This window comes from Photobacterium sp. GSS17, from assembly GCF_028621875.1.
In the GTDB taxonomy this organism is placed as follows: domain Bacteria; phylum Pseudomonadota; class Gammaproteobacteria; order Enterobacterales; family Vibrionaceae; genus Photobacterium; species Photobacterium ganghwense.
Genome location: NZ_CP117517.1, coordinates 1,533,614 through 1,555,557 on the forward strand (window position 1 = coordinate 1,533,614; position 21,944 = coordinate 1,555,557).

The following is a 21,944-nucleotide window of genomic DNA, read 5'->3' on the forward strand; positions in this document are numbered from 1 at the left end:
CAAAATGTGTGTGCGTAGTTTGAGAGGTACGAAAATAGGTATAAAAAAACCGCCCAGAGGCGGTTAGATTTGTGTTTTGGCGAGGCGACTAGATTAGAAAAGTTTCATTTTTGCGTCGACGACGACACCAATAATTCTGCAGTTTCCGTTGATAGGTAAAGTTGGGTAAGACGGATTTAGGGGTTTCAAGAACTTCTGGCCAGCATCGATGACGAGCTTTTTAAATGTCGCTTCGTTCACATCAATCAGCTTAGCTACTACTAAAGAACCATTTTCAAATTCTCGTTCCGGATCAACCAGAACTAGCGTTCCTTCTGGAAAGCTGAGGCCAATTGCTGACGTCATAGAGTCACCCTGGACTCTTAACCAGAAGCAGCGTTTGCTGGTGCGTTCAGTTGTTTCATACCATTCATCAGCATCAATGGTCGAATAAGATTCAACGGCTTCAGTCCAAGCCCCAGCTTGTACTGAGCTTAAAACGGGAAACTTTTGTATGTAGGAAGGTTGAATGTCTATGTTGGAAACATTTGCGAACTCAATTAACTCTTCGCTATCAAATAAAATTTGATATGGCTTGATACCAAGGTGTTTAGCTATGACTTCTGCATCATCAAGGTTGATGCTACGCACACCTGCTTCATAGTTCCCAATACGAGACGCTCCCCAGCCACATTTTTCAGCCAGAGATCTTTGACTCATCCCTTTATCTTCTCGGAAGCGCTTAAGGCGTGCTCCGACTTCTTGTTTCTTATTCATGTCATTAAATTACCACGCTCCGTGTACAGAGTAAGCACACTTTTTGTGTTTACCGTCGAACACGATTTGTGTATATTCAATCCGGGAGGAGTACTCATGAACAGAATTTCCGATTTTCGTAACAAAGTAAAAGTCAGCCAAGCAGGATTAGCAAAAGTTGTAGGTGTTACTCCATCAACTATTGGGAATTACGAGTCTGGTATTAGAAATATCAACATTGAAATGTGCTGGAAAATAGTCAAGGCACTGAATGCACTAGGTGTCGTCTGTACCTTTGAAGAGGTTTTCCCTAACCCTCAGCTCGATACTAACGAGATCGAACACGAACGTTAACCACCAAACAAAGGAGCAGATGGTGATAAACAAGAAAGAGATGGTGAACAAGACCATTGCGGGGGTAACCGGTGGGAAGGAAGCGGTTGCTGCGGTTTTGGGTATGTCAGTGGATAGCTTCAATAACCATTTATACGAAAAGAAAGGTTCACGGTTCTTCAGTGTAGATGAGCTGGTGGAAATGGCCGATCTGACGAGTACGTCATACGTGGCTGAATACTTTGCAGAGCGTGTTGGCAGCATGGTTGTGGAACGTCCACGAGTCGCAGAGCTGGACAGTGTAGACATGTTCGATTGCCACTTGCAACTGAATGCGGTGAAGGGACTGCTGGATAAAACCATTGAAGAGGCGAGGGCCGATGGTGTGTTTGATTCCCGCGAACGGATGACCATTGCTCGGTTAAAGAATGACTATCAGGGGATGTTTGAGGCCTTCATGCTCAAGCTCGATGCTTTATACGCGGAGGACGTATGAAAACAGATCAGTTCTGGGAAATGGTGAAACAGATGTCGGACATGACGATGAACTCTTGCCGAGTGATTCGTGTGCAGCAGGACGTTGAAGGTGACCGGTTCGAACTGGAACGACTTCGGATACTCAAGGCTCGATGCGACCTACATATCCAAACGTTAGAGAAAAGAATTGAGTTGGCTTTAAGCCGCGGCAACGACTTAAAGCCAGGATGTGAATTTTCTTGCGAGGAAAAGTCACTAACAACCCCGAAAAACCTACGAAAGAACCCGGAGAAGTCATGAGGAGAATAGCACTAAAGGCCCGTATAGAGAACCACCAATGGCGAGATTCCTTGGTGGGCAAATATGGTGTTGTAGAAATCAGTCGCTCATTTTTCAAAGCGATTTATGAGGGGGTGTTACGTGGCTGATTATATTTCATCGGACTTATCTCCGAATCAGAAAGATTCATGGGCAACACCTGACTGGCTGTATGCAGCTTTGAACAATGAATTCGGGTTCAAGCTAGATGCTTGTGCCAGTGAGCATAACTTCAAACACCCTTGCTACATCACTGAAGAAATGGACGCGCTGAGCATGGAGAACTGGAAAGATGTTTGGGATGGGGATTTTCACCTCAAACAACAATGGGCATGGATCAACCCACCTTATTCTCGCGGAATGATTAAAGCCTTTATCAAACAGGCTTATGAGCAATGCGTTAACCATCAAATCAACTCTGTAATGCTGGTGCCTGCAACACCAGACGCTAACTGGTGGCCTAAGAACGCGACTGAAATTCGTTTTATTACTGGTGGCCGGGTGTCATTCATGAATCCGGTGACGAAAAGGCTGGTAAATGGAAACACCAAAGGAAGCGCTCTGATTGTGTTCAAACATTCGGATCTTGGGACAGGGCTGGTAACTCGATATGTCGACCGTGATCGATTGCGTGAAATTGGTGAGGCTATTTTGAGAGATAAGGATAATAACTGATGGCTAGGTTGTTCGACATAGTTCGTGAGCTATCTGGTCAGGCAGCAGCGATCAGCATTCCACGTCCTTATATTAAATTCTGCGAGGGTAACCATACTCATGCTGCTGTGTTGTCTCAGCTGGTGTTCTGGTCGAGCACCAAAGCAGACGGTGAGTGGTTCTATAAATCAAATGATGAGTTGGGCACTGAATTGTGCCTGACCACAGACCAGGTGCGTTACGCCGTTCGCCAGCTTAAGAAGCGGTTGGGTGATGTGATTCAGAGCCGGGTGAAGAAAGCCAATGGCGTACCGACAACGCATTACCAGATTAATGGTGATCGGCTGGTGGAGTTACTGTTTCCTGCAACTGAACAGAATTCCCAAATGGATTCGGTAATTTTACCGAATGGAAACGGCAATATTACCGAGTCGAATCGGGAAGATTACCAAAACCATGGAACTGGGAATATTACCGATTCCATTAACAGATCCAAACCATATACAAACAAACAGATCTCTAATGCACCGAGCAAGCTCGATGCCGACGAACGGCAGCCAGTTTTTAAGTTTATTTTGAACGACAAGTCGCTGTTCCCGTTGTATGCCGAGGACGTTCAGGCACTGGAAGGGCTGTACCCGGCGGTAGACGTCCACCAGCAGTGTCGGAACATGATTGGCTGGCTTGCATCGAACCCTCGCCGCCGTAAAACGAAATCCGGCATCGAGCGGTTCATCAACTCATGGCTGGCCAAAGAGCAAGACCGCGGTTATGTGTTGCCAGCAGCGGCTCAACCGACTTCGAAACCAAAACCAGACCAGCGTACCCAACTGAAAAACAAAGTTCGTGAACTGGAGATGGAAATCAACAACGAAAACCAAGCGCTGCTGCGCGCTATGGACTGGGGAGCAACACAAGAGTCTGTCGATTCCAGTAAGCGTCGTATCGCGGAAATGTCACGACAACGACAGCAGCTGCTGGACGAACTAGGGGGAAGGAATGGCCAGTGAAAAGGATCTTCGAGCGCTGATGGTATCCCGAGCCAGAGTGTGGACGCCAAAGGAGCTGTGTGACGAGCTGGGTGTGCATGTCTGTGAGTTGGTTCGACTGTTAGATAAAGCCCGTAAGGCCGGCGCCAATATTCGAATCATGAACAACGAGCGGACAGGGAATACACATAAGCTTTGGCTGGTGGAGGGATAACCAATGTTTGAACTGACGACCCAAACAGAAATGACAATGAGCAGCCGCGAAATTGCTTCGTTAACCAATAAGCGCCACGACAATGTGATGAAGATTATTCGTGAACTGGTGAGCGGCAGAGTACTCAAGCCGAGTGATGGGGTTCCTGAGATTAAGGAGACCCCCTATGTTCACCCTCAAAACCAGAGGACCTATTACGAATATCATTTGAACCGACGTAATTCGCTGGTTGTGGTGGCGCGTTTATCTCCTGATTTCACTGCGGCAGTTGTTGATCGCTGGCAAGAGTTGGAAAAGCAGAACCAGCCCAAAGTGCCAGCTTCGTTTGCTGAAGCTCTGCAATTAGCGGCTAATCAGGCGAAAGAGATAGAAGCTAAAAATCATGCGTTGGCATTAGCCAAACCGAAAGTCGAGTTTGCCGATGCGATTGCGGGTGCCGACAAAGGTGTGAAGCTTGGCCAGTTTGCTAAGACAGTAGGGTTAGGGCCGGTGACGATCTTCCGTATTCTTCGAGAAATTAAGGTATTCATGAGCCGAGGGGATTCGTACAACCTGCCATACCAGGAGTATGTAGAAAGAGGGTACTTTACGGTGAAGCAGGGTACTTATGAAACAAACTCTCAGACCCGTATCAGCCATACAGCGATGATCACCGGTAAGGGGGAAATCTGGCTCCGTAAAAAGCTGATTGAAACCGGTCATCTAAAGGCGGTGGCAGCCTGATGATTATTCGTATGTTACCTGACAGCAAAGCTGTTGAAGCGCTTTGCATTTGTTATGAGAAGAAGCGTGTTTATCACCACCAGGGAATACCATACTTTGTGACCTCGATTACTGTTGCCGGATCAGGGCGTGATGCGCGTGTTGTCGCTGAACTGAATCCCGTATGGAATGAAGAGGTGGTGCTGTGAGTCAGTTAGAGCGTTTGCTGTTAACGCACATTCGGGCAGTAAAACTGGCCGTGCCTGTTGCTGAGTACCGGTTCCATGAAAAACGTCGGTGGCGATTCGACTTTGCTTATCCAGAGCATCAAGTGGCGATAGAGGTTGAAGGCGGTACTTGGACGAATGGCCGGCACACGCGAGGTAAAGGATTCGAAGGTGATTGCGAGAAATACAATGCCGCGGCATTAAGAGGCTGGACTGTTCTGCGTTTTACCGGAGACATGATCAAGCGTGGGGAAGCGATAAAAATGATTGAGGAGGCGTTACGTTGTTAGTCCTTCAACCTTTCCTGCAGCCTGATTTGGGTTTGATGATGTTCAAACCGGGCAAAACCCTGTTATCTGAACTGGTCAAAATGAGTCAGGGTAATCGGCTGGTGGTTATGCCGTTACCTGAAGAGCTGGTGAATGTACCCAGCGGGAAGCTGAACCGTCCGGTTTTCCCGGATAATTCAAAATCGCTGGTGGAGGATGAGCGGTTACTCGAGTTCTTTACTCATCCGGATGTTCAAAATCGTCTGGGTAATTTCTATCACTGGTTAGAGCGGATCCCACATTGCCAGCTGTCAGACAGTGACTATTGCGATAAAAACCTGACGTTCTTGGATTACGCCAGCGGGGCCATTCGGCTTTGCTGGCACCATGACAATGAGGAACGCATTAATCCAACTGAAAAGGGCAGGGCGATCGCCAGGCGTAATGTCATATTGTGGGGCCTCGAAGCGGTAAAGCACAAACTGAGGTTAGATCGGGCGGTTTCACTACCTGAACTCTGCTGGTGGAGTGTGGTGAATGGCGTGTACGATCACCTGCCGTGCTCTGTTGTCGATGAGATGTTTGGTCTGAGACCAAAACCAAAGTCGGATACATTCACGCTTCGCCGAGAAAGTGATGAACGGTTCGACCTCGATACGAAGGAGCTACTGGCCGACAGGGTGAAACCCATCCAGTTCAAGGTGGATGACGAGCCACCAGCGATGTACATGGCCCGGCCAAAAGAGCTCATCTGGCGTAGTGAAAAGTACCTGAAGTTTGTCCGCTCGTTGCCTTGTGTGATCACCGGCAAAACTGAAAACGTCGTCGCTCATCACTTAATCGGCCACGGCGAAGGGAAGATGGGCGGCAAAACCCATGACCTCTTCACCATCCCTTTAGAAGCCAACGAACACCGACGCTTTCATGATGATCCGAAAGGTTGGGAAGAACGGCACGGTTCCCAGCTCGAGTATGTGAAAGCAACATTGAGGAAGGCCCTGGAGCTGGGGGCGCTGGGGTAGGTGAGGCTTCCCCCGTTTTAGAAGCAGGCGTAGCGACCGAGAAGGTTGGTTATGTGTGTCCATAAAACGGGGGATTTTAGGGGCATCTTGGTGGTCTTGTTATGATTGTTCCAGCATCACTTCACCGGTTACTTTTGTGAGCCTTATTGCTAGCGAAATACAAAGTAAGAATGGACTGAGATACCATAAAAATATCTCAGTAGAAGACTTACCAACAGCTTTTGATGTTTTTTGAACACGAGAGTAATCCATCTCATAAATATTAAGTAGTGTTGAAAACTGATCATAATCCTGATAGAGCCAATCACCTTTAGATAACTGCACATAAGGTTGTATTTGAAGCTCTGGGATGGACTCTGAATCTAGAGATGCCAGATAAGCGCCTGTATCTGAAAACCACATACAAGCTTTAGATTCCTCAGGTTTTAGCTTTAGCTTAAAAGTTGTGCATACATTCGCCTCATTAACGGAGAGTGTGAAGTAAGTCAAACTTTTTAAGCTGGTCGTTGCCAATCGTTTCTCATGTTGCAACCAGTTTCCCGCAACAAAAGTTCTAACTTCTGAAGCCGATCCTATCAATGCAACTGCCGCTACCGAAAGCCATATATAATCAACCTTCTTCCAACCAGCCTTGGTGAGGTTTTTGCCAAAAAAAAGCGGAATATGAAAGAGCAATGTAAGTACAAATAATGTAACGAGAACATGCAGAGAGTTAGATATGAAGAACTCTGCATCAAAAAAGGTATCCATATGATAATTAGATCTTAAAAGCTTTGAATCCTAACATCAGGTTGATAGCTAGTCGATTGCTCGACGAAGAGAACATAACAAATGATGGACTCTCCCTCATTGGACTTTGCCGCACTTGGTAAGCCCGAACACGATATCACTGGAGGTCACAATGCCACGATCTGTCAATAGCATTGATTTAGCCAAATATAGCTTCAGTATCCAAGGTGATGTGTTGATCCACAAAACAATAGAGCGATCAAAAGCTCTCTCGACTTTTGCCAACATCCCGCCTGCTATCACCGGGATGGGAGCAGGAGAGGCTTCCCATTACTGCGCACGAGAGCTAGGTAAGTTTGGCCATACGCCAAATCATGGCATCAAGAGTCAGGAACAAAACCGAATGTAGAGCGGCAGTCCCAGCCCTTGGATTACTTAACACTGTTGTTGACAACAGGGGGAGGTCAATTTGACCGCGTTATATGCATATTAACGTGGCAGCGTAGCTAATATACTCGTTAATAATGTATACATTGAATTTCCAGTTACGCCATAGAACGTATTCTCAGCTAAAGCTCTTAACTTGCTTGCTTGCTCTTGCGTAGTAATTTCTCTACGTACTTTGAGCTCAATTGAATCTTTAACATCTTGAGTCATTTCGGATGCCCCATATTTCTTGAGTAGAGTAACCAACTCTAAAGGTAGTTGATCGTTATTATTCAATTGCATTTTTTGTAATTCCTGAGATGTCACTAAGCTATCACAAATGACTTTTTGCAATTCTCCAACACGATCTTCTAATGAAGTAATGCGTTGCCGGTACTCACCAGCTACTGTTTCATAGCTTGCTATAAGTCTTGCATTTTGTTTCAATTCAAGCTCTGCAAATTCAAGCTTCATCTGGAGTTTTTCAATATCGACACTCGATTCAAGTACATCACAAGGCAATTTTTCCTTAATGACCACTAAACCAAACTCATATAGTGACTTTTCGATTTTTTCGACTTCACCTGAAGCTGTTTCAACAATGAGTGTGATTTTGCTACCTTCTTGCCTAATACTAACTTTTGCTTCAATACCAGCGTATTGTTGATGAAGAAACTCATTGAAGTAAGACAATATTGACAATCCTGCACTCGCTTGATGTGGCTCAAAAGCGATCGACTTTGACAGCGTCACCATATCAAATAGATCTTGTGAAATGTTTTTATCAATTGGCAATTCTGGAAGTCCAGTTATGATTACTGTCACCCCCATAGTATCAACCATTTCAGTTTCTAAAGATGTACCAATTACAACTGTAGCATTATCACCCATTATGTCTTTAACAGCGATACCTACAACCTCAAACTCATCTAGCCGCATATCAAGCCCAGCGGTAATATTGATGAGGCATCCTCTAGCTTCCTGTAATTGATAATTACTCAATGCTGGAGAACTTAACAAGTTGGCTACGGCAGTAGCTGACCGCTCTTCGCCTTGGTCAATCGCATAACCAACAGTTGCCAAACCCATATCACCAAATATCGTCCGAATGTCTACAAGGTCTACATTAATCATTCCAGGTCTAGTTAATAGCTCTGTGAGACCCTTGATTACAGCTTTAAAGTGATTGTTTGAATCATAGAAGATATCACTAACCCCTTGAAGATCTTTGTTTTTTAGGTTTGAATCTAAAAATCTATCATTATCAATACAAATAAGAGAGTCGGTATGCTCTGCAAGCGACAAATAGGCTTGTTGAGAGCGCTTCTTTTTGTAACGTCCCTCAAATTCGAATGGAAACGAGCACAACCCCACACAAAGTATGCCTCGCTGTTTTGCTAATCTGGTAATATATGGTGCAACAACACTGCCCGTTTCTCCACCAAGACCAGCAACCACAAATACAATATCTCTTGCTTTTAGTTTACCTATTATTTCTTGCTCTAGGTAAAACACCTGCTCAGACAAAAGTAACGAGTCACTACGAATAGAGTCATGAGAATGTAGCACTTCTTGTGAAGAATGCAGATAAAGCTTATCAATATCTACTATATCGTCTATTGATGCTACGATTCTGCACCCAACTGTTCCGATTCCAATCACGAGAATAGAAACATTAGTGTCTATCTCCACTATATTTTCAAACATAAGTCTCCAAATTAAATATTTCGTCGAGCATGGCACGCCCGCATAAAATGCGGATAATTCTTGGCTAAAATTAGCGAAAAATGAGCGCAAGCCAAGAGTTTGAAGTCATTTTCGATGCGCTTTTTAGTTTCTTATTTCGAAAATATTACTGAGATTTAACTTGAACTCTTTTCCGCAAAGCTCCGCTTGCATTACGTTTTTTGACAAGTTTGGAAATAAATTTAATGAAGATTCATTGAGTACGTCTTTATTGAATCTACACCCCAAATAGATCCCAGTTAGAGCATCCCTATTAACTTTTATCATTGGATGAAAATCGCAATTTTTACTTGTAAAAGTACGCCACGATATCGCATGATCTATTCCAAAAAAGCTACTTTTACTACATTTAAGTTTTAAATTCACATTATCGGATGTTTCTTCATAAGAAGAAATGTTACTGCCAAATATTTTCCCAACAATACTCCTTATTTTTTTCTTTTTGCTACGATATAAACGCTCTTCACCAGAGTCACAATCATATGATTTAAAGATATAGTAGAAACTATCCCCTTCAATCTGCCAAGACACCATATCTAAATGGCTAACCTTCTTTATGTCTTCAAAATAGCTATTTACTAAGCTACTTTTGGGAATAATTATATAATCAGAATATCTAAAATCAGATACATACCTAACTTCTTTTTCAGCTTTCCAAGCAGAATACTTATCAAAATACACTTCTGTTGATAAATACTCATTAAAATCTTCATTTAATTCATATCGCCGTGAATCATTATATTTTACATTACCAAATTTGAAGGTTCTATCATGATCTCTATCAAAAAGATTTGTGTCATTAAAATATCCATCATTCAAAGCATTTACTTCAAATTCTAATATCCCACCTGTATGATCTGAGGCGTAGTGAGATAACATTAAAATATCTAGTGGTTTTTTAGACAGTGATATAACTCCTTGGTACTGATTAAGATCTTGAAGATCCTTCTTTATTTTTGGTAATACCCCTTTATAGTTATCCTTGAAAATTTTCTTATATTCAATCTCAAAATTATCAATAAATGAGTCTGTAATCTTGGCTTCGAATGGATCGTTCAATTGAAAAGTCGGTGTTAATTTCAAAGCAGAGGATTCCAGAAAAAGCTTTATGTGTGGAGTGTATTTATATACTTTCATTATTCGACTTCAATTATGAGTTTAAACTAATGTAACTAACAGAGTATTATGCAGCATGCTCGATAACACTCAGACTGTTTTGATTGGATGTTAGCGCTTTAACATTAAGTATCAATAGCTTATGTCCAAATTTGATAGCTGCGCACGGTTTTACTTTCGGACAAAACAAGCGAGTGCGTATAACGAGACCTCATTAATACCCACCAATAGGAAATAAAACCTTTATTTTCCGTGATATATGTTGTGTTGGCCTTAGTAAAGGCAGCAATTGTTGTCTCGTTAAAGCCCCCGAGACGAACTGAGATGAGAGCTCCTTTGTGTGTGAGTGGTTTGATACTGTTTTTATGAACAGGTATGATCTTCTCATTTGGAGAAGGGGGCATTATGGGGCTGATCACAAATATCGAAAAATGGGGTATGCCGGCGGCTATTGGGATGGCGACTGAAGGTATCAAGGCCAAATACAATCACGGTGTTGGTGGTGGCGGCTTCGGTGCTGCAGACATGGAGATCGCATCAAGAATAGACGGTGCGAAAGTCTTAGCTGTTATCGATGAGATTGAAAAACTATCCCCTCATCTGGCTGACTGGAGCCTGTTTGCTTACTCTTCACCTTATTGGAACGCTCTGGAAAATCGACAACGATTATTCAGCCACTTGCTTCATGACTGGGCAATGACGTTGGCCGGGAATGGCGTTTTCATTCAGGAGCGAACTTTTAGGCGGGTAGAAACATTGGTCCCACTCATTGCTGGTGGTTTGGCGTTGGAACAAACCTCAGGTGCCGATGTAAGCTATCACAATTCAGATCTGCAATATCAACCGGTCGCGACACGTTCTGCCTTAATTGCCGCGCTGGTGGAATTCGACTGTAAAGAGAAGGACAATTTCTCCGTGTCGTTTTGGAAAAAACGCCAACGGTATTATCAGAACCATTGGTCGGCCTGGCAACCACATGTTGAGAGTATTCGGGCGCAGCTAATTAGCTATGACCAATTAGCCCGGACGTTGTTCAAAAAAGCGCTTGAAAATAAAAGTGGGGCATATTAGTGTATATATATCTAATATGGATAAATGTACAGATGTCTTAATAACCGCCAATTTGGCGGTTTTTTTATGCCTGAAATTCAGGAAATACAATTCATTGTTATGAGGGGGCACCGTGAGGTGCCTTTTTTGATCATCATGCAAGACGAAATGAAAAGCATGTTAAAGAGAGTCGCTGTGTGGTGGTCAGCTTTTCCTGTCACCGTCAGGGCTGAAGAGCTCTCAACTGGCTCGACTCGCTTTTGGGCGGGTTGGTCAACATTTTTTAGTCTGTTCACTGTGCAGGAGTGGGGGGTAATCGTGGGGATTGTCTTGGGTATCGCTTCTTTCGGTTTGAGCTGGTACTACAAACACAAAAACCATGAACTCCTGAAGCACTCATCGGCTCGTGAAAAGAAGATTATGAACGAGGTTGATCAGTCATGAACTTGAAGAAACGTATTGTTTGTTCGGTGGCGGCAGTGGCCGCGTTAATCACTGGTGGTGTAGCCACCACTGGCACCGGTTTTACTCAATCCGTGGGGCAGGTTGTGATTGATGGTCAATCACTGGGTAACTTGCGGGTTTCACCTGCGGCCCTTGAGTTAATTGGTAACGTTGAGGGTTGCCGACAGGATCCATATCGATGCCCATCTGGCCTTGTGACCAATGGTATCGGTAATACCCACGGTGTACCGGATAGCCCGGTTAGTCTGGAACAAATTGCTAAAGATTGGGTGAAGAACATCCAGTCATCCGAGCATTGTCTCATTGCCTCAGCCCCTGATGCCGGTTTACGCCAGGGCCAAGTTGACGCATTCACGTCCTTTATCTTTAACACAGGGTGTACGCGATTCCGGTTTAACGGGGACGGCAGTGAGACACGTATTTACCGCAAGATCAAGACGGGTCGATATGACTCAGCCTGTCGTGAGCTTAATTATTGGGTTTATGGTGGGGGTAAAAAGCTGCCCGGTTTGATCAGTCGCCGCCAGAAAGAAACGGAGATGTGCCTTGGCGTTCCTGAAGCGAATATTTAGTAATGGTTGGGCCATAGTTTCTTTAGCCCTGTTCGGCATGGTGTTGCTGAATCAATTTCAGATTGGTCTTCTCAAAAGGCAGCTGTACCAATCAGAACTTGATAAAGAGAAATACCAGTCAATGGCTGAAGTGGCCACTTCATACAATGCCTCACTGAATGAGACAGTGACCAGACTGACATCGGAAATGGCAGCCAATCAGTTAGCCGCTGTTGAAATGAACCAGGCTCAACGGGTGGCCAGCAAGCAATTGGAAAAAGATTTGGCCGTGATCAGAAAGGGATTCGAAGATGCAAAAGATGAATGCCGGGATAAGCGTCCTCCTGATGCTGTTGTTAACGGGGTGCGCGCCGTCTACACCCGAAGTCATCACCAAAGTTAACGAGGTTTATCTGTTCCCGCCGCCAGCCTACTTGGTTGATTGCGCTCCGCCTTTTGATTCAGAGCCCGACACCTATGGTGACGCCTACGAACGAGATCCCGTTTGGAAAGTGGCGTTTGATCAGTGTGCAGGAAAGATAGACAAGATTAACCGCTGGGTACAAGACAAGCAGTCCAGCAAATAGCTGACGCCCAGCTTTGAATATGTCCACTTGTTTCCAGTTTGCCCGGTTAACTACCGGGCTTTTTTTTCTGGTTCGATTGACGGCACGAATTTTCTAATCGATGTCTTCCAAAAACGTCACGAACTAACCACTGAGAAGCTAACTTCTACGCTTTCTGCCTTATACATGTAAGCAGCCACAAACAGAACTGATCACCCAAAACTATGACTATGGCGATTCTTTTTGAAAAAAACTAGATTGCATTTTTGACCCCGAAGCGTGTGTCACAATTGGTACAGCCGCGCCCAGCATTGCATACCTATACTGTCCTTTACTTAATGGCGAGGATAGAGAAATGAGACACCTCTTTACACAACTTTATGCTATGAGCCTAGCGCTGATAGCTTTCCCCACACTGTCGGCTGAAACTCAACATGAGATCGCCTTCACTAAGGGGCAGGTGACCTATTTGCAAAATGGGCAAATCACCACCAGCGACGCTATAAAGTTAATGGACTCGTACCAGAATAGACCAAACACTTTCTTGCATTTTTTAATAAATGCCTATGGCGATAATGGTGGGGAGGCACAATTTGCCACTTTCGATAAATTTGGAATGGGGGTTTTACAAAAGGCCAAGAATGACATCCTCTTCAATAATGGGGAATTTATAGACCTAACCCCAAAAGTTGGTGAGGATATCCTTTCGCATTTTGACCATATCACCATCTATAGGAACAACAAGCTTCAGCATGGAGACCCACTAATCAGAATCACGTCTCTTGATGACGAAGGAGGAGAGGTTCATTCTGAAGACTTAGCTTATAACTCATTATCAGAACATCAGTCTTCATCAGGCATCGACTTGTATGGCCTTGGCGTTAGCTCCTTTCGCTTATCTAGCTTAAATGATGGGTTTACCATCAAAGCGCTTGGTTACACATCAGAGACGGAAAGACAAACGGAAGTGTGCCTAGACCCAACTGCATCAAATACGGCTAACAGCGGGGATTACACCAACCCTGTTCATGCTCAATCTCAATGCGAGTATCGCGGTTGCACATCGGATAGCACAAACAATTTCAATACTTTTGCTCAGGTTGACGATGGCTCTTGTCAATCTAATCCCGCTGTGGATTTTTTCAAATCTATCACATACGTCGGGTTATGCAGCGGATGCCCTGAATTGGATAGTGTTCCTAATGTAAGCTATCCTTTGGTGCTCTCTCAAGTTCAGAGTTTTATCTCTACTCAAAACACCACATTAGCCCCAATCGAGATGGTAGTCCCTCCTGTTGATAAATTCTGTAAGGGTTTTAGGGATGCGGTTAACGCCAATAACAACACCATGAAAAACACGCTAAGACCTTATCTTGAAAGCATCCTGTTTGAGTATCAGCAAGCAGGCTCGGCTGGTGGCACAAACGGCATATTGGCAGTAGAGTCGCACATACAAGCTATAAGTGACGCCCTTAATTATGAGGCATTTAAAGCCAACAACTAACGCGAGACCTCATCCAACCGTAACCGAACAGGGTTTACCTTGCGTAGACCCTACCCAAACATCTACACCCATTCTTGAGAAATAATCACTATAACGCCCCGAACCCTTATTTCCATTGAACGTTTTGTTTATCGGTATCCGGGGGCGACTGCGATCTCAACCCGCAGTGGTAAGCGGGTCCTTTTGGCGATCCGCAATTACCACGGGGGTGTAACCTCGCAGAAAAGCTCTCGTTAAAAATTTTTTTTGATTTTGGAGGTTTCCGGTTTCCGGTTTTTAACCATGAATGAGCAGCATATTCAATCCCGACAAAAAGTTCACACAGTCGGATATTGCCAAGCTCCTTGGTATCAGTGAGAGGCAGGTTAGAAACCTTTTAAATCAAGGGGTTCTGCCTGCCGCCAAGGGGCGGAACGGCATGGATCCTTTAGCGTGTACCCATGCGTACATCAGCTATAAATCGCAAGCAAAACAGGTCGATTCAAAACCGGAAACCCCGGCAGAAAATGAAGAAGAGAACCTTGAGATTGAAAAGAAGCGGCTAGCCAACGAAGACAAGAAAGAAACCATCGCCATGAAGCGAGCCAAGCGGGTTTTGTTTGAGAAATCCTACGGCCCGATTCAGATCATTGTCGAGACCTTGCAACAGGTCAGTTCCCGTCTCACTTCCCGCCTTGATGGCCTGCTGCCAAAGATGAAAAAAGTCTGGCCAGACATGCCGCCAGAAGCCATCGAAGTCCTTGAGGCGGAAATCGCCGCTGCGTCAAATGAGTGTGCTGATGTTCGACCAGATTTCTCAGATTACATGGACGGCGATCCATTCGGCGGTCCAGCGTGGCTTGTCGGGGATGAAGCGGACACCGCCGGTTAGTGGTACGCAATGGGCGAATGAACATTACCGGCTGGCCTCAGGATCTTCACAAGATGAAGGTGCCTGGGTCACGTTGCCGTTTCAGGTCGCAATCCTGAACATGATGTGTAACCGGTCCATCCGCCGGTTAGCGTTTCAAAAATCGGCCCGTATCGGCTGGTCAAAAATGTTGGTGGCAGCGGTTTCATGTTTACTGCATCAGTTCAAAACAAACACCGTGATTTACCAGCCAACGGATGATGATGCCAAAGGGTTCTGCATTGATGAGATAGACGGTGCCTGGGAAGAAATGCCAATCATCAGGCGGATCTTCCCGTTCCTTAACGCCAGAGACCAAAACAACACCACCAAAAAGAAAGTCGGTCTCGGTTGGATTCTGGATATTTTAGGTGCTGCTACCCCGAAGAACATGCGGCGAATCACCAAAGCCGCCTTGTTTGGCGACGAAGTGGACGGTTGGGACTGGGAGCTGGGCAAAGAAGGGGATCCCATTTCCCTTGCCCGAACCCGACTTGAAGGTGCCGCGTTCCCGATGGAGCGCTGGGGAACGACACCGACCAACGCCGGTGAATCCCATATCGAAAAACTGATGGCGGAGATGGAGCTGACATTCCGGTTCTATCTCCCTTGTCCGCATTGCGGCCATGAGCAGGTGCTGGAATGGGGCTCTGACGAAACCAAGCACGGATTCAAATGGGACAACGAACAGCCGTCGATAGAGAAAAAAGCCAAAACGGCCCATTACCGCTGCATCGAGTGCGAGCAGGCGATTTATTACCGCGACCTGCTGAAGATGGAGAAAGCTGGCCGCTGGATGGCCGAAGATTTCACCTGGACCAAGGACGGGTTGGCGTTCTTTGACATAGACAATCAGCCCGTCAGCACCCCGGTCAGTGTCGGTATCCATTGCTGGGCGGCGTACAACACCACCATGACTGACGGTTGGGTTGGATTGGTTCGCGAGTACCTGACCAAGAAAAACGACCCGGCAAAACTCAAGACCTTTGTGAACCTCATTCTCGGCCAACTCTGGGAAGGGGAGAACGGCGACAAGCTGGACTGGGAACAACTCAAAGCACGTCGCGAAATCTGGTGGGCCGGAGACAGGAAACAAAATCCGGTACCGGATCGCGCGGTGGTACTGACCGGTGGCATTGATACCCAGGATGACCGGATAGAGATGTTCATCTGGGCATGGGGAGCCGGTGAAGAGTGCTGGCTGGTTGACCATATTGTGCGTGTTGGCGACCTTTCTAGCCAGGTGCTGAAAGATACGGTCGGTAAAGAGCTAAACAATACCTACAAAAAGCGCAATGGGACCGAAATGGACGTCCAGCTCTGGTGCTGGGATGCCATGGGGCACAAAACCGATGACGTGTATGAAATGAGCCGGAAACACGGCGTTCTCAGGGTCATCCCGATTCAGGGTGAAAACCAATACGGCAAGCCGATCCAAAACTTCCCGCGCAAGAAAAACAGCAAGAAAGTGTACCTGACCCGGCTGGGTACCGATGGTATCAAGCAAAGGCTGTACAGCCGGTTATGCCTGACACCCAACGGCAACGAGCCGGTACCGGGCTGCGTTCACTTCCCGATGGATGATGCCATTGCCGGGGATGAGTTTTTCAAACAGCTGTGCTCTGCCAACAAAAAGCTCGAGCACAGTAAGTCAGGTCGTCAGATGTGGCGCTGGATAAAGCAATACCACCCCTACGATGAAGCGCTGGATGGCTGGAACTATGCCTATGCCGCGTTAAACATCCTTATTCAAAAATTCGGCTTGGTGCTACAGGAGCCTGAGCTAGTTCAACAGAAGAAATCTTCCGGCCTCAGCATCGCTGAGCTAGCCGCCAGACTTAAAGGTGGATAATGAGCTTACAAGCAAGACTGGATGAAGCGGAACACGCTTACCACCAGATTCAGACCGGAACCATGGCGGTGTCTATCCAAAAAGGAGACCGCCGGGTGGAGTACAACCGAGCGAATGTGCATGAACTGAGATCCTATATTGACGATCTCAAAATGCAATTAGGCATCACCAATGTTCGGCGTCGCCGCCCAGCAGGAGTCGGATTCTAATGAAGAGCACCGGACTTCTGGCTCCAGATGGTCAGACACCATTACGAGAGGCGGTGTTTAGAGCTGGCGGTTCAGGGTTTGGTGGTCAGATGCGCGACTGGCATCCGCCGTCAAAATCAGTGGATGCCGCTTTACTGCCTGTCATGAAGCAGGCCAATGCCCGAACCGACGATGTGATCCGCAATAACGGTATTGCGGCAAACGGGATTCAAATCCACAAAGACCACATCATCGGCTCTGAATTTCGGCTCAGTTACAAGCCTAACTGGCTATTGCTCGGCATCAAGCCCGACAAAGGGTTTGTCCGGGAAGTGGAAGCCATCTTCCGTGACATTGCCGAGGATCCCAACTGCCTGATTGACGCTGAAGGCCGCCGAACGTTCACCATGATGATGCGCGAAGCGGTAGAAACGCATGCGTCAGCCGGTGAAATCATGGCGAAGCCGGAATGGATAGAGCGGCGAAATTCGCCGTTTGCAACCTGCATCCGCATGGTCGCCCCCCGAAAGGTGAACAACCCGAACTACGCGATGGATAAACCGGACCTCAGGGGCGGGATGGACATCAACCGCTATGGCGCGGCGGAAGCGTTTTATATCGAAGAAGGTGCAGACAACTTCGGGGTTGCCAAAACATGGCGGCGGATCCCCAAGTACACCCGCACCGGCCGACTCGGCTTTCTGCATGTATTTGAACCCTCCGAAGGCGGCCAGTGCAGGGGCGTCAACCGGTTCATGTCCAGTTTAGAGCAGCTCAAAATGCTCGATACCTTGCAGAACACGACGCTGCAGCGGGCTGTCGTCAACGCCATGTATGCCGCCAGCATTGAGTCTGAACTGGGCTCGGATCAGGCTATGGAGTTCTTGTTTGGGGCCAACCAACAGAATGGCGCTATCGAGCGGATGTTGATGACCTACGGGGAATACTACGCGTCCAACGAAGTGAAATTCAACGGGGTGAAGCTTCCTCACCTGATGCCAGGTGACAAGATCAACTTGCACAGCGCCGGAAATGCGGACAACGGGTTCTCAGCCCTGGAGCAGTCGATCATCCGATACATTGCGGCTGGCATAGGGGTCGATTACGCCCAGCTATCGAAAAACTACGCGCAAATGTCTTACAGCACCTTGCGGGCAGCCCATAACGACTCGTGGCGTTACTTCATGGGGCGCAGAAAAATCATTGCCAACCGGTTTGCCAGCCAAATCTTCACCCTGATTTTTGAAGAAATGATTATACGCCGGTACATCACGCTGCCGAGTAAAGCCCGGTTTGGTTTCTATGACCGCCGCCATGCCTGGACGAAAAGTGACTGGATTGGCTCTGGCCGTCTGGCCATTGATGGGTTGAAAGAAGTCAAGGAAGCGGTGCTGCGTATCGAAGCCGGGTTGTCGACTTACGAGAAAGAGCTGGCGTTGCTCGGTGAAGATTACCAGGAAACCTTCGAGCAGCAGGTTGCCGAGATGGAAGAGCGGAAAGCCAAAGGGCTACCGCCTCCAAGCTGGATGAAGCTGCAGGCGCTCGCCCCGGACAACCCAAACGAGAATCCCAATGAATAATTTACAACACCTCATCAGTAATACGTTCAACAGGCCGTTGGCGCTGGAAGCGGGTTATGCCCGAGTTTTCTTTTCGGCGTTAAGCCAGAAGATGGGCAACGTGGTGCAACTGACTGATACCGACGGGGTGGTACTGCTTGATCGGGACATGGAAAAAGTCGCGTCGAGTTTCAGCCGAAGCCGCCCTGAAAACCGCAGCTACCAGGTCATCAATGGCATTGCCGTTATCCCGATTGACGGGTCAATGGTGCACAAATACGGCTACGTCCGACCCTATTCAGGCATGACGGGTTATGACGGCATCATGTACCGGCTGGCCGAAGCGGTGAGTGATAAGGACGTGAAAGCCATCATGCTGGATATGCACACACCCGGTGGCATGGTCGCCGGGTGTTTTGATCTGGCCGACAAGATTGCCCAGCTCCGGCAAATCAAACCTATCTGGTCCTTGGGCTACGACATGCATACCAGTGCGGGGCAGATGGTGGCCAGCGCCTGCTCACGCCGCCTAATCACCCAAACCGGGATAGCCGGTTCGGTCGGCGTCATTATGGCCCACACCAACGTGGAAAAGATGCTGGCAAATGAAGGGGTGGAAATCACCCTGATCACTGCCGGGGATCACAAAGCGGATGGGCATCCTTACAAATCGCTGCCTAAAGACGTGAAGGAAAAATGGCAGCGAAATGTCGAGTCAGCCCGTCAGATGTTTGCCAGCAAGGCGGCGCAGTATATGGGCATGGATGTAAATAAAGTTTTGGCCACCGAAGCGGAGATCTACGAAGGTCAGGAAGCGGTGGATATTGGCTTCGCGGATGAAGTCGTAAACGGTCTGGATGCGATTCAGCTGATGGCTGAATCCTTCAAAAACAAATCAACCAACTTTGATATGGGAGCCTCCATGGGAACCACAGCTAACCCAAAAGCAGAAGCCACCGGCAATGACACCAATGCCAATGTGACAGCCCCACAAGCCTCAGCCGATCTTGACCAGGGCCAGCCAGAGCAACCAGCCCCGGTAGTTGCGGCGGCACCAGAGAGCAACACCGACCCTGATCCTGCTACCGCCGAGCGTGAACGCTGCATGGGGATTCTTGGCCTGGAAGAAAGCAAAGGGCGAGAAGCACTGGCACACCAGTTGGCCAGCAACCCGAAAATTTCGGTGGAGGATGCCAAGGCTTTTCTCGCCTCAGCACCTAAGAGTGCGGTCAGCGAGAATGATGCGGCACTTCAGGTGCTCGCTCAGGACCATGGTCAACCGCTTGGCCAGGATGTGAACTCCGCCGACGTATCCGAAGAGCAGCAGAATATCAATTCTCTCGCTGCATCCTATACGCGTATTGATTAAAGGAAAGCGCAATGAGTGAAGTAACAGAATACACACCGGACGAGTTCCTGATTGGTCCTCCGGTGACAACCCGCGCCACGATTAAAGCCGGTGAAACCTTCCCGTCCCGCACGCCGCTGATGTTCGACGCGACCGATACTGCTGCGCTGGTCAAATGGGACGGCACCCCGGGCAAAGCTATTGCGGTGTCAGCCCGTAACGTGACCGACTCCGGCTCAGAGCAGGTGTCGACGGTATACCCACAGGGCGGTTTCCGTATTGGTTTCGTGAACTGGCCGGACACTGTCACCACCGATAAAGCCAAACGTGCAGCGTTCCTTGGCAGTGCCGTGTACGTCGACGACGAATACTAAGTCGTTCCCTTTAGAATTTAGAAAGAGCTTACTATGCCTGATAACTACACAACGCGTGAACTGCTGGGTGCTGTGACGCAAGCCGGTATTCGCCGAGACAACTTTTTCATGCGCTTCTTTTTCCGTGAGTCGTACACCTTCGCCACGGAAAAAGTCGATCTGGACATGATCCCGAACAAAACCAAGATTGCCGCCTATTGCTCACCGATGATTGGTGCAGCACCGGACCGCAATCAGGGTTTCAAAACCTCTACGTTTAAACCTGCCTACGTGAAATCCAAGCACATTGTGACGGCGAACCAGAGCATCAAGCGCCGTCCGGGTGAGCCCGTGCGAGGCACCATGTCAGCCGGAGAACGACTGAACGCCGTCGTGATGCAGAACATGGACATCGAAGAGCAGGCGGTGCGTGACCGTGAAGAGCTGATGTGTGCCGAAATGGTGTATGACGGTAAAACGGTCATTGATAGCCCCTACATCGAAGAGCCTTATGAGATCGATGCCGGTCGTAACCCGGGTAACAACATCACGCTGCTCTCTGCCGCACAGTGGGACAACCTAGACCGTGAAACATATGACATTGTTGCAGACATCACGAAGTGGGCAGCGCAGTCTGAAGGGCTGACGAACACAGTGATTGCGGATCCAAAAACGTGGGCACTGATGTGCGAGTTCAAGTCATTTAAAGACAAGCTCGAAACCCGCCGTGGGTCCAACTCCCAGCTGGAAACTGCGCTCAAAGACCTGGGGGCAACCGTTAGCATCAAAGGTAACCTGGGCGATGTGACCATCATTGTGGTTGATGAAGAGTACATTGACCGAGACGGTACCACCAAGAAAGTCCAGCGTGACTTCCACCTGATCCTGGCGCATACCTCCGTTCGCGGTGCCCGTCTGTATGGCCAGATTCAGGACCTGGATGCGCAAATGCAAGGCCTAGACGAAGCTGAGCGTTACGTTAAGGACTGGACCGAAGGCGGTGACCCGGCAGTGCGTCAAACCAAAACGGAATCAGCCCCGGCGATGTACTTGATTGATGTGAACAAAGTGGTGGTGGTTAAGGTGGGTTAACCCCTTAGCCAGCGGAGTGAAACCTAATGGGGCCGAGTGCCCCATTTTTTTGGGGCTAACGAAATGAGCCGTAAAGACAACCTGAAAAAACGTATTGATGCGCTGTGCCAAGAGCTGGGTATCGCCGATGTCCCGTATTCCGATACCTCATCAGAAGCGCAGCTCAATACCATGATTGATGAGCTGGAAGACAAGCTGCCCGGTGAGGATGAGTCAGATGATGAAGTCAATCAAGACAATGAAACTGGCACCGAAGCGGAAGCAGCTCACTCTGGAGATCTGGCCAGTGATGAAAGCCAGGAAACCCAGGGTGCGGATACGGGTCACACAGAAGTGTTGGTCAGTATTGGCGAGCTGCCAGATGGAGAGTCCGTAGATGAAGGCTCGGCACCTGAGGTCAACACAAATGACGACGGTGAAATGCAGGTACTGGTACTGAAAGCGTTTCAAAGCCACACCGGCAAACGGTCTGTTTTGCACAACGTCGGTGACAAGCCTTACCTGGATGAAGAAACAGCGATGGAAGCGGTTGAAGCCGGTCTGGCAAACCTGATCGCGACCCTGTAGAGG

29 protein-coding genes are annotated in these 21,944 nt (G+C 47.6%); 25 read left to right on the forward strand and 4 right to left on the reverse strand.

Annotated features, from left to right (window positions below; translation table 11 throughout):
- Positions 1-93 precede the first annotated feature (93 nt).
- Positions 94-756 carry a LexA family protein gene (locus PGW97_RS06755; RefSeq protein WP_273859388.1) on the reverse strand — a complete coding sequence of 221 codons (663 nt, stop codon included), beginning with the start codon at positions 754-756 and terminating at the stop codon, positions 94-96.
- Positions 757-852: 96 nt separating this feature from the next.
- Between PGW97_RS06755 and PGW97_RS06760 the strand changes: the two genes are divergently transcribed.
- The 10 genes from PGW97_RS06760 (at position 853) to PGW97_RS06805 (ending at position 5,940) form a co-directional block, all read left to right on the forward strand.
- A complete protein-coding gene (locus PGW97_RS06760; RefSeq protein WP_273859390.1) occupies positions 853-1,089 on the forward strand; it encodes a helix-turn-helix transcriptional regulator in 237 nt (78 codons plus the stop codon).
- 19 nt (positions 1,090-1,108) lie between these two features.
- The gene (locus PGW97_RS06765) at positions 1,109-1,564 is read left to right on the forward strand and encodes a YmfL family putative regulatory protein (RefSeq protein ID WP_047885584.1); all 456 of its coding nucleotides are present in this window, start codon (positions 1,109-1,111) and stop codon (positions 1,562-1,564) included.
- The gene (locus tag PGW97_RS06770) at positions 1,561-1,845 is read left to right on the forward strand and encodes a hypothetical protein (RefSeq protein WP_273859392.1); all 285 of its coding nucleotides are present in this window, start codon (positions 1,561-1,563) and stop codon (positions 1,843-1,845) included. Before PGW97_RS06765 ends, PGW97_RS06770 begins: the two co-directional genes overlap by 4 nt.
- 120 nt (positions 1,846-1,965) lie before the next feature.
- The gene (locus PGW97_RS06775) at positions 1,966-2,538 is read left to right on the forward strand and encodes a phage N-6-adenine-methyltransferase (protein ID WP_273859394.1); all 573 of its coding nucleotides are present in this window, start codon (positions 1,966-1,968) and stop codon (positions 2,536-2,538) included.
- Positions 2,538-3,527 (forward strand): ATPase, encoded by a 990-nt coding sequence (locus tag PGW97_RS06780; protein ID WP_273859396.1) that lies wholly within the window; start codon positions 2,538-2,540, stop codon positions 3,525-3,527. The genes PGW97_RS06775 and PGW97_RS06780 overlap by 1 nt, the downstream gene beginning before the upstream one ends.
- The gene (locus PGW97_RS06785; protein ID WP_217393396.1) at positions 3,517-3,720 is read left to right on the forward strand and encodes a hypothetical protein; all 204 of its coding nucleotides are present in this window, start codon (positions 3,517-3,519) and stop codon (positions 3,718-3,720) included. Before PGW97_RS06780 ends, PGW97_RS06785 begins: the two co-directional genes overlap by 11 nt.
- A gap of 3 nt (positions 3,721-3,723) precedes the next feature.
- Positions 3,724-4,443: a phage antirepressor KilAC domain-containing protein gene (locus tag PGW97_RS06790; protein ID WP_273859400.1), complete on the forward strand. Its 720-nt coding sequence runs from the start codon at positions 3,724-3,726 to the stop codon at positions 4,441-4,443.
- Positions 4,443-4,631, forward strand: coding sequence for a hypothetical protein (locus PGW97_RS06795; RefSeq protein ID WP_273859402.1), 189 nt, complete (start codon positions 4,443-4,445; stop codon positions 4,629-4,631). Before PGW97_RS06790 ends, PGW97_RS06795 begins: the two co-directional genes overlap by 1 nt.
- A complete protein-coding gene (locus PGW97_RS06800; RefSeq protein ID WP_273859403.1) occupies positions 4,628-4,939 on the forward strand; it encodes a hypothetical protein in 312 nt (103 codons plus the stop codon). The genes PGW97_RS06795 and PGW97_RS06800 overlap by 4 nt, the downstream gene beginning before the upstream one ends.
- Positions 4,933-5,940: a DUF968 domain-containing protein gene (locus PGW97_RS06805; RefSeq protein ID WP_273859404.1), complete on the forward strand. Its 1,008-nt coding sequence runs from the start codon at positions 4,933-4,935 to the stop codon at positions 5,938-5,940. Before PGW97_RS06800 ends, PGW97_RS06805 begins: the two co-directional genes overlap by 7 nt.
- Positions 5,941-6,039: 99 nt before the next feature.
- Here the strand turns inward: PGW97_RS06805 and PGW97_RS06810 are convergent, their stop codons facing one another.
- Positions 6,040-6,690: a hypothetical protein gene (locus PGW97_RS06810; RefSeq protein WP_273859406.1), complete on the reverse strand. Its 651-nt coding sequence runs from the start codon at positions 6,688-6,690 to the stop codon at positions 6,040-6,042.
- 151 nt (positions 6,691-6,841) lie between these two features.
- Between PGW97_RS06810 and PGW97_RS06815 the strand changes: the two genes are divergently transcribed.
- Positions 6,842-7,078, forward strand: coding sequence for a hypothetical protein (locus PGW97_RS06815; protein WP_273859407.1), 237 nt, complete (start codon positions 6,842-6,844; stop codon positions 7,076-7,078).
- Between the two features lie 80 nt (positions 7,079-7,158).
- Here PGW97_RS06815 and PGW97_RS06820 read toward each other — a convergent pair whose 3' ends face one another.
- Together PGW97_RS06820 and PGW97_RS06825 are read right to left on the reverse strand one after the other, a co-directional pair.
- Positions 7,159-8,802 carry a cell division protein FtsZ gene (locus PGW97_RS06820; RefSeq protein WP_273859408.1) on the reverse strand — a complete coding sequence of 548 codons (1,644 nt, stop codon included), beginning with the start codon at positions 8,800-8,802 and terminating at the stop codon, positions 7,159-7,161.
- A gap of 123 nt (positions 8,803-8,925) precedes the next feature.
- Positions 8,926-9,978 (reverse strand): DUF2971 domain-containing protein, encoded by a 1,053-nt coding sequence (locus tag PGW97_RS06825; protein WP_273859410.1) that lies wholly within the window; start codon positions 9,976-9,978, stop codon positions 8,926-8,928.
- A 384-nt stretch (positions 9,979-10,362) separates the two neighbouring features.
- On the opposite strand from PGW97_RS06825, the gene PGW97_RS06830 reads away from it, so the two are divergent.
- The 14 genes from PGW97_RS06830 (at position 10,363) to PGW97_RS06890 (ending at position 21,941) form a co-directional block, all read left to right on the forward strand.
- Positions 10,363-11,028, forward strand: coding sequence for a hypothetical protein (locus tag PGW97_RS06830; protein WP_273859411.1), 666 nt, complete (start codon positions 10,363-10,365; stop codon positions 11,026-11,028).
- 66 nt (positions 11,029-11,094) lie between these two features.
- Positions 11,095-11,451, forward strand: a complete 357-nt coding sequence (locus PGW97_RS06835) for an HP1 family phage holin (protein ID WP_273859414.1) — start codon at positions 11,095-11,097, stop codon at positions 11,449-11,451.
- Positions 11,448-12,044 carry a lysozyme gene (locus PGW97_RS06840; RefSeq protein WP_273859415.1) on the forward strand — a complete coding sequence of 199 codons (597 nt, stop codon included), beginning with the start codon at positions 11,448-11,450 and terminating at the stop codon, positions 12,042-12,044. The genes PGW97_RS06835 and PGW97_RS06840 overlap by 4 nt, the downstream gene beginning before the upstream one ends.
- Positions 12,019-12,426: a hypothetical protein gene (locus tag PGW97_RS06845; protein WP_273859417.1), complete on the forward strand. Its 408-nt coding sequence runs from the start codon at positions 12,019-12,021 to the stop codon at positions 12,424-12,426. The genes PGW97_RS06840 and PGW97_RS06845 overlap by 26 nt, the downstream gene beginning before the upstream one ends.
- Positions 12,371-12,610, forward strand: coding sequence for an Rz1-like lysis system protein LysC (gene lysC / locus PGW97_RS25180; RefSeq protein WP_443147121.1), 240 nt, complete (start codon positions 12,371-12,373; stop codon positions 12,608-12,610). The genes PGW97_RS06845 and lysC overlap by 56 nt, the downstream gene beginning before the upstream one ends.
- Before the next feature lie 334 nt (positions 12,611-12,944).
- A complete protein-coding gene (locus PGW97_RS06850) occupies positions 12,945-14,093 on the forward strand; it encodes a hypothetical protein (RefSeq protein WP_273859418.1) in 1,149 nt (382 codons plus the stop codon).
- 286 nt (positions 14,094-14,379) lie between these two features.
- Complete coding sequence (locus tag PGW97_RS06855; protein ID WP_443147110.1) at positions 14,380-14,964, forward strand: helix-turn-helix domain-containing protein; 585 nt, start codon at positions 14,380-14,382, stop codon at positions 14,962-14,964.
- On the forward strand, positions 14,873-16,834 hold the full coding sequence (locus tag PGW97_RS06860) for a phage terminase large subunit family protein (protein ID WP_273859421.1): 1,962 nt from the start codon (positions 14,873-14,875) through the stop codon (positions 16,832-16,834). Before PGW97_RS06855 ends, PGW97_RS06860 begins: the two co-directional genes overlap by 92 nt.
- Positions 16,834-17,043, forward strand: a complete 210-nt coding sequence (gene gpW / locus PGW97_RS06865) for a gpW family protein (RefSeq protein ID WP_217393383.1) — start codon at positions 16,834-16,836, stop codon at positions 17,041-17,043. The genes PGW97_RS06860 and gpW overlap by 1 nt, the downstream gene beginning before the upstream one ends.
- Complete coding sequence (locus PGW97_RS06870; RefSeq protein ID WP_273859422.1) at positions 17,043-18,602, forward strand: phage portal protein; 1,560 nt, start codon at positions 17,043-17,045, stop codon at positions 18,600-18,602. Before gpW ends, PGW97_RS06870 begins: the two co-directional genes overlap by 1 nt.
- Entirely contained in the window at positions 18,595-19,950 is a 1,356-nt protein-coding gene (locus PGW97_RS06875; protein ID WP_273859423.1) for a S49 family peptidase, read from the forward strand. Before PGW97_RS06870 ends, PGW97_RS06875 begins: the two co-directional genes overlap by 8 nt.
- An 11-nt stretch (positions 19,951-19,961) precedes the next feature.
- Positions 19,962-20,303, forward strand: a complete 342-nt coding sequence (locus PGW97_RS06880) for a head decoration protein (protein ID WP_273859424.1) — start codon at positions 19,962-19,964, stop codon at positions 20,301-20,303.
- A gap of 33 nt (positions 20,304-20,336) precedes the next feature.
- On the forward strand, positions 20,337-21,374 hold the full coding sequence (locus tag PGW97_RS06885) for a major capsid protein (RefSeq protein WP_273859426.1): 1,038 nt from the start codon (positions 20,337-20,339) through the stop codon (positions 21,372-21,374).
- 63 nt (positions 21,375-21,437) lie between these two features.
- Positions 21,438-21,941, forward strand: coding sequence for a hypothetical protein (locus tag PGW97_RS06890; protein WP_273859427.1), 504 nt, complete (start codon positions 21,438-21,440; stop codon positions 21,939-21,941).
- The last annotated feature ends 3 nt before the right edge of the window (positions 21,942-21,944 follow it).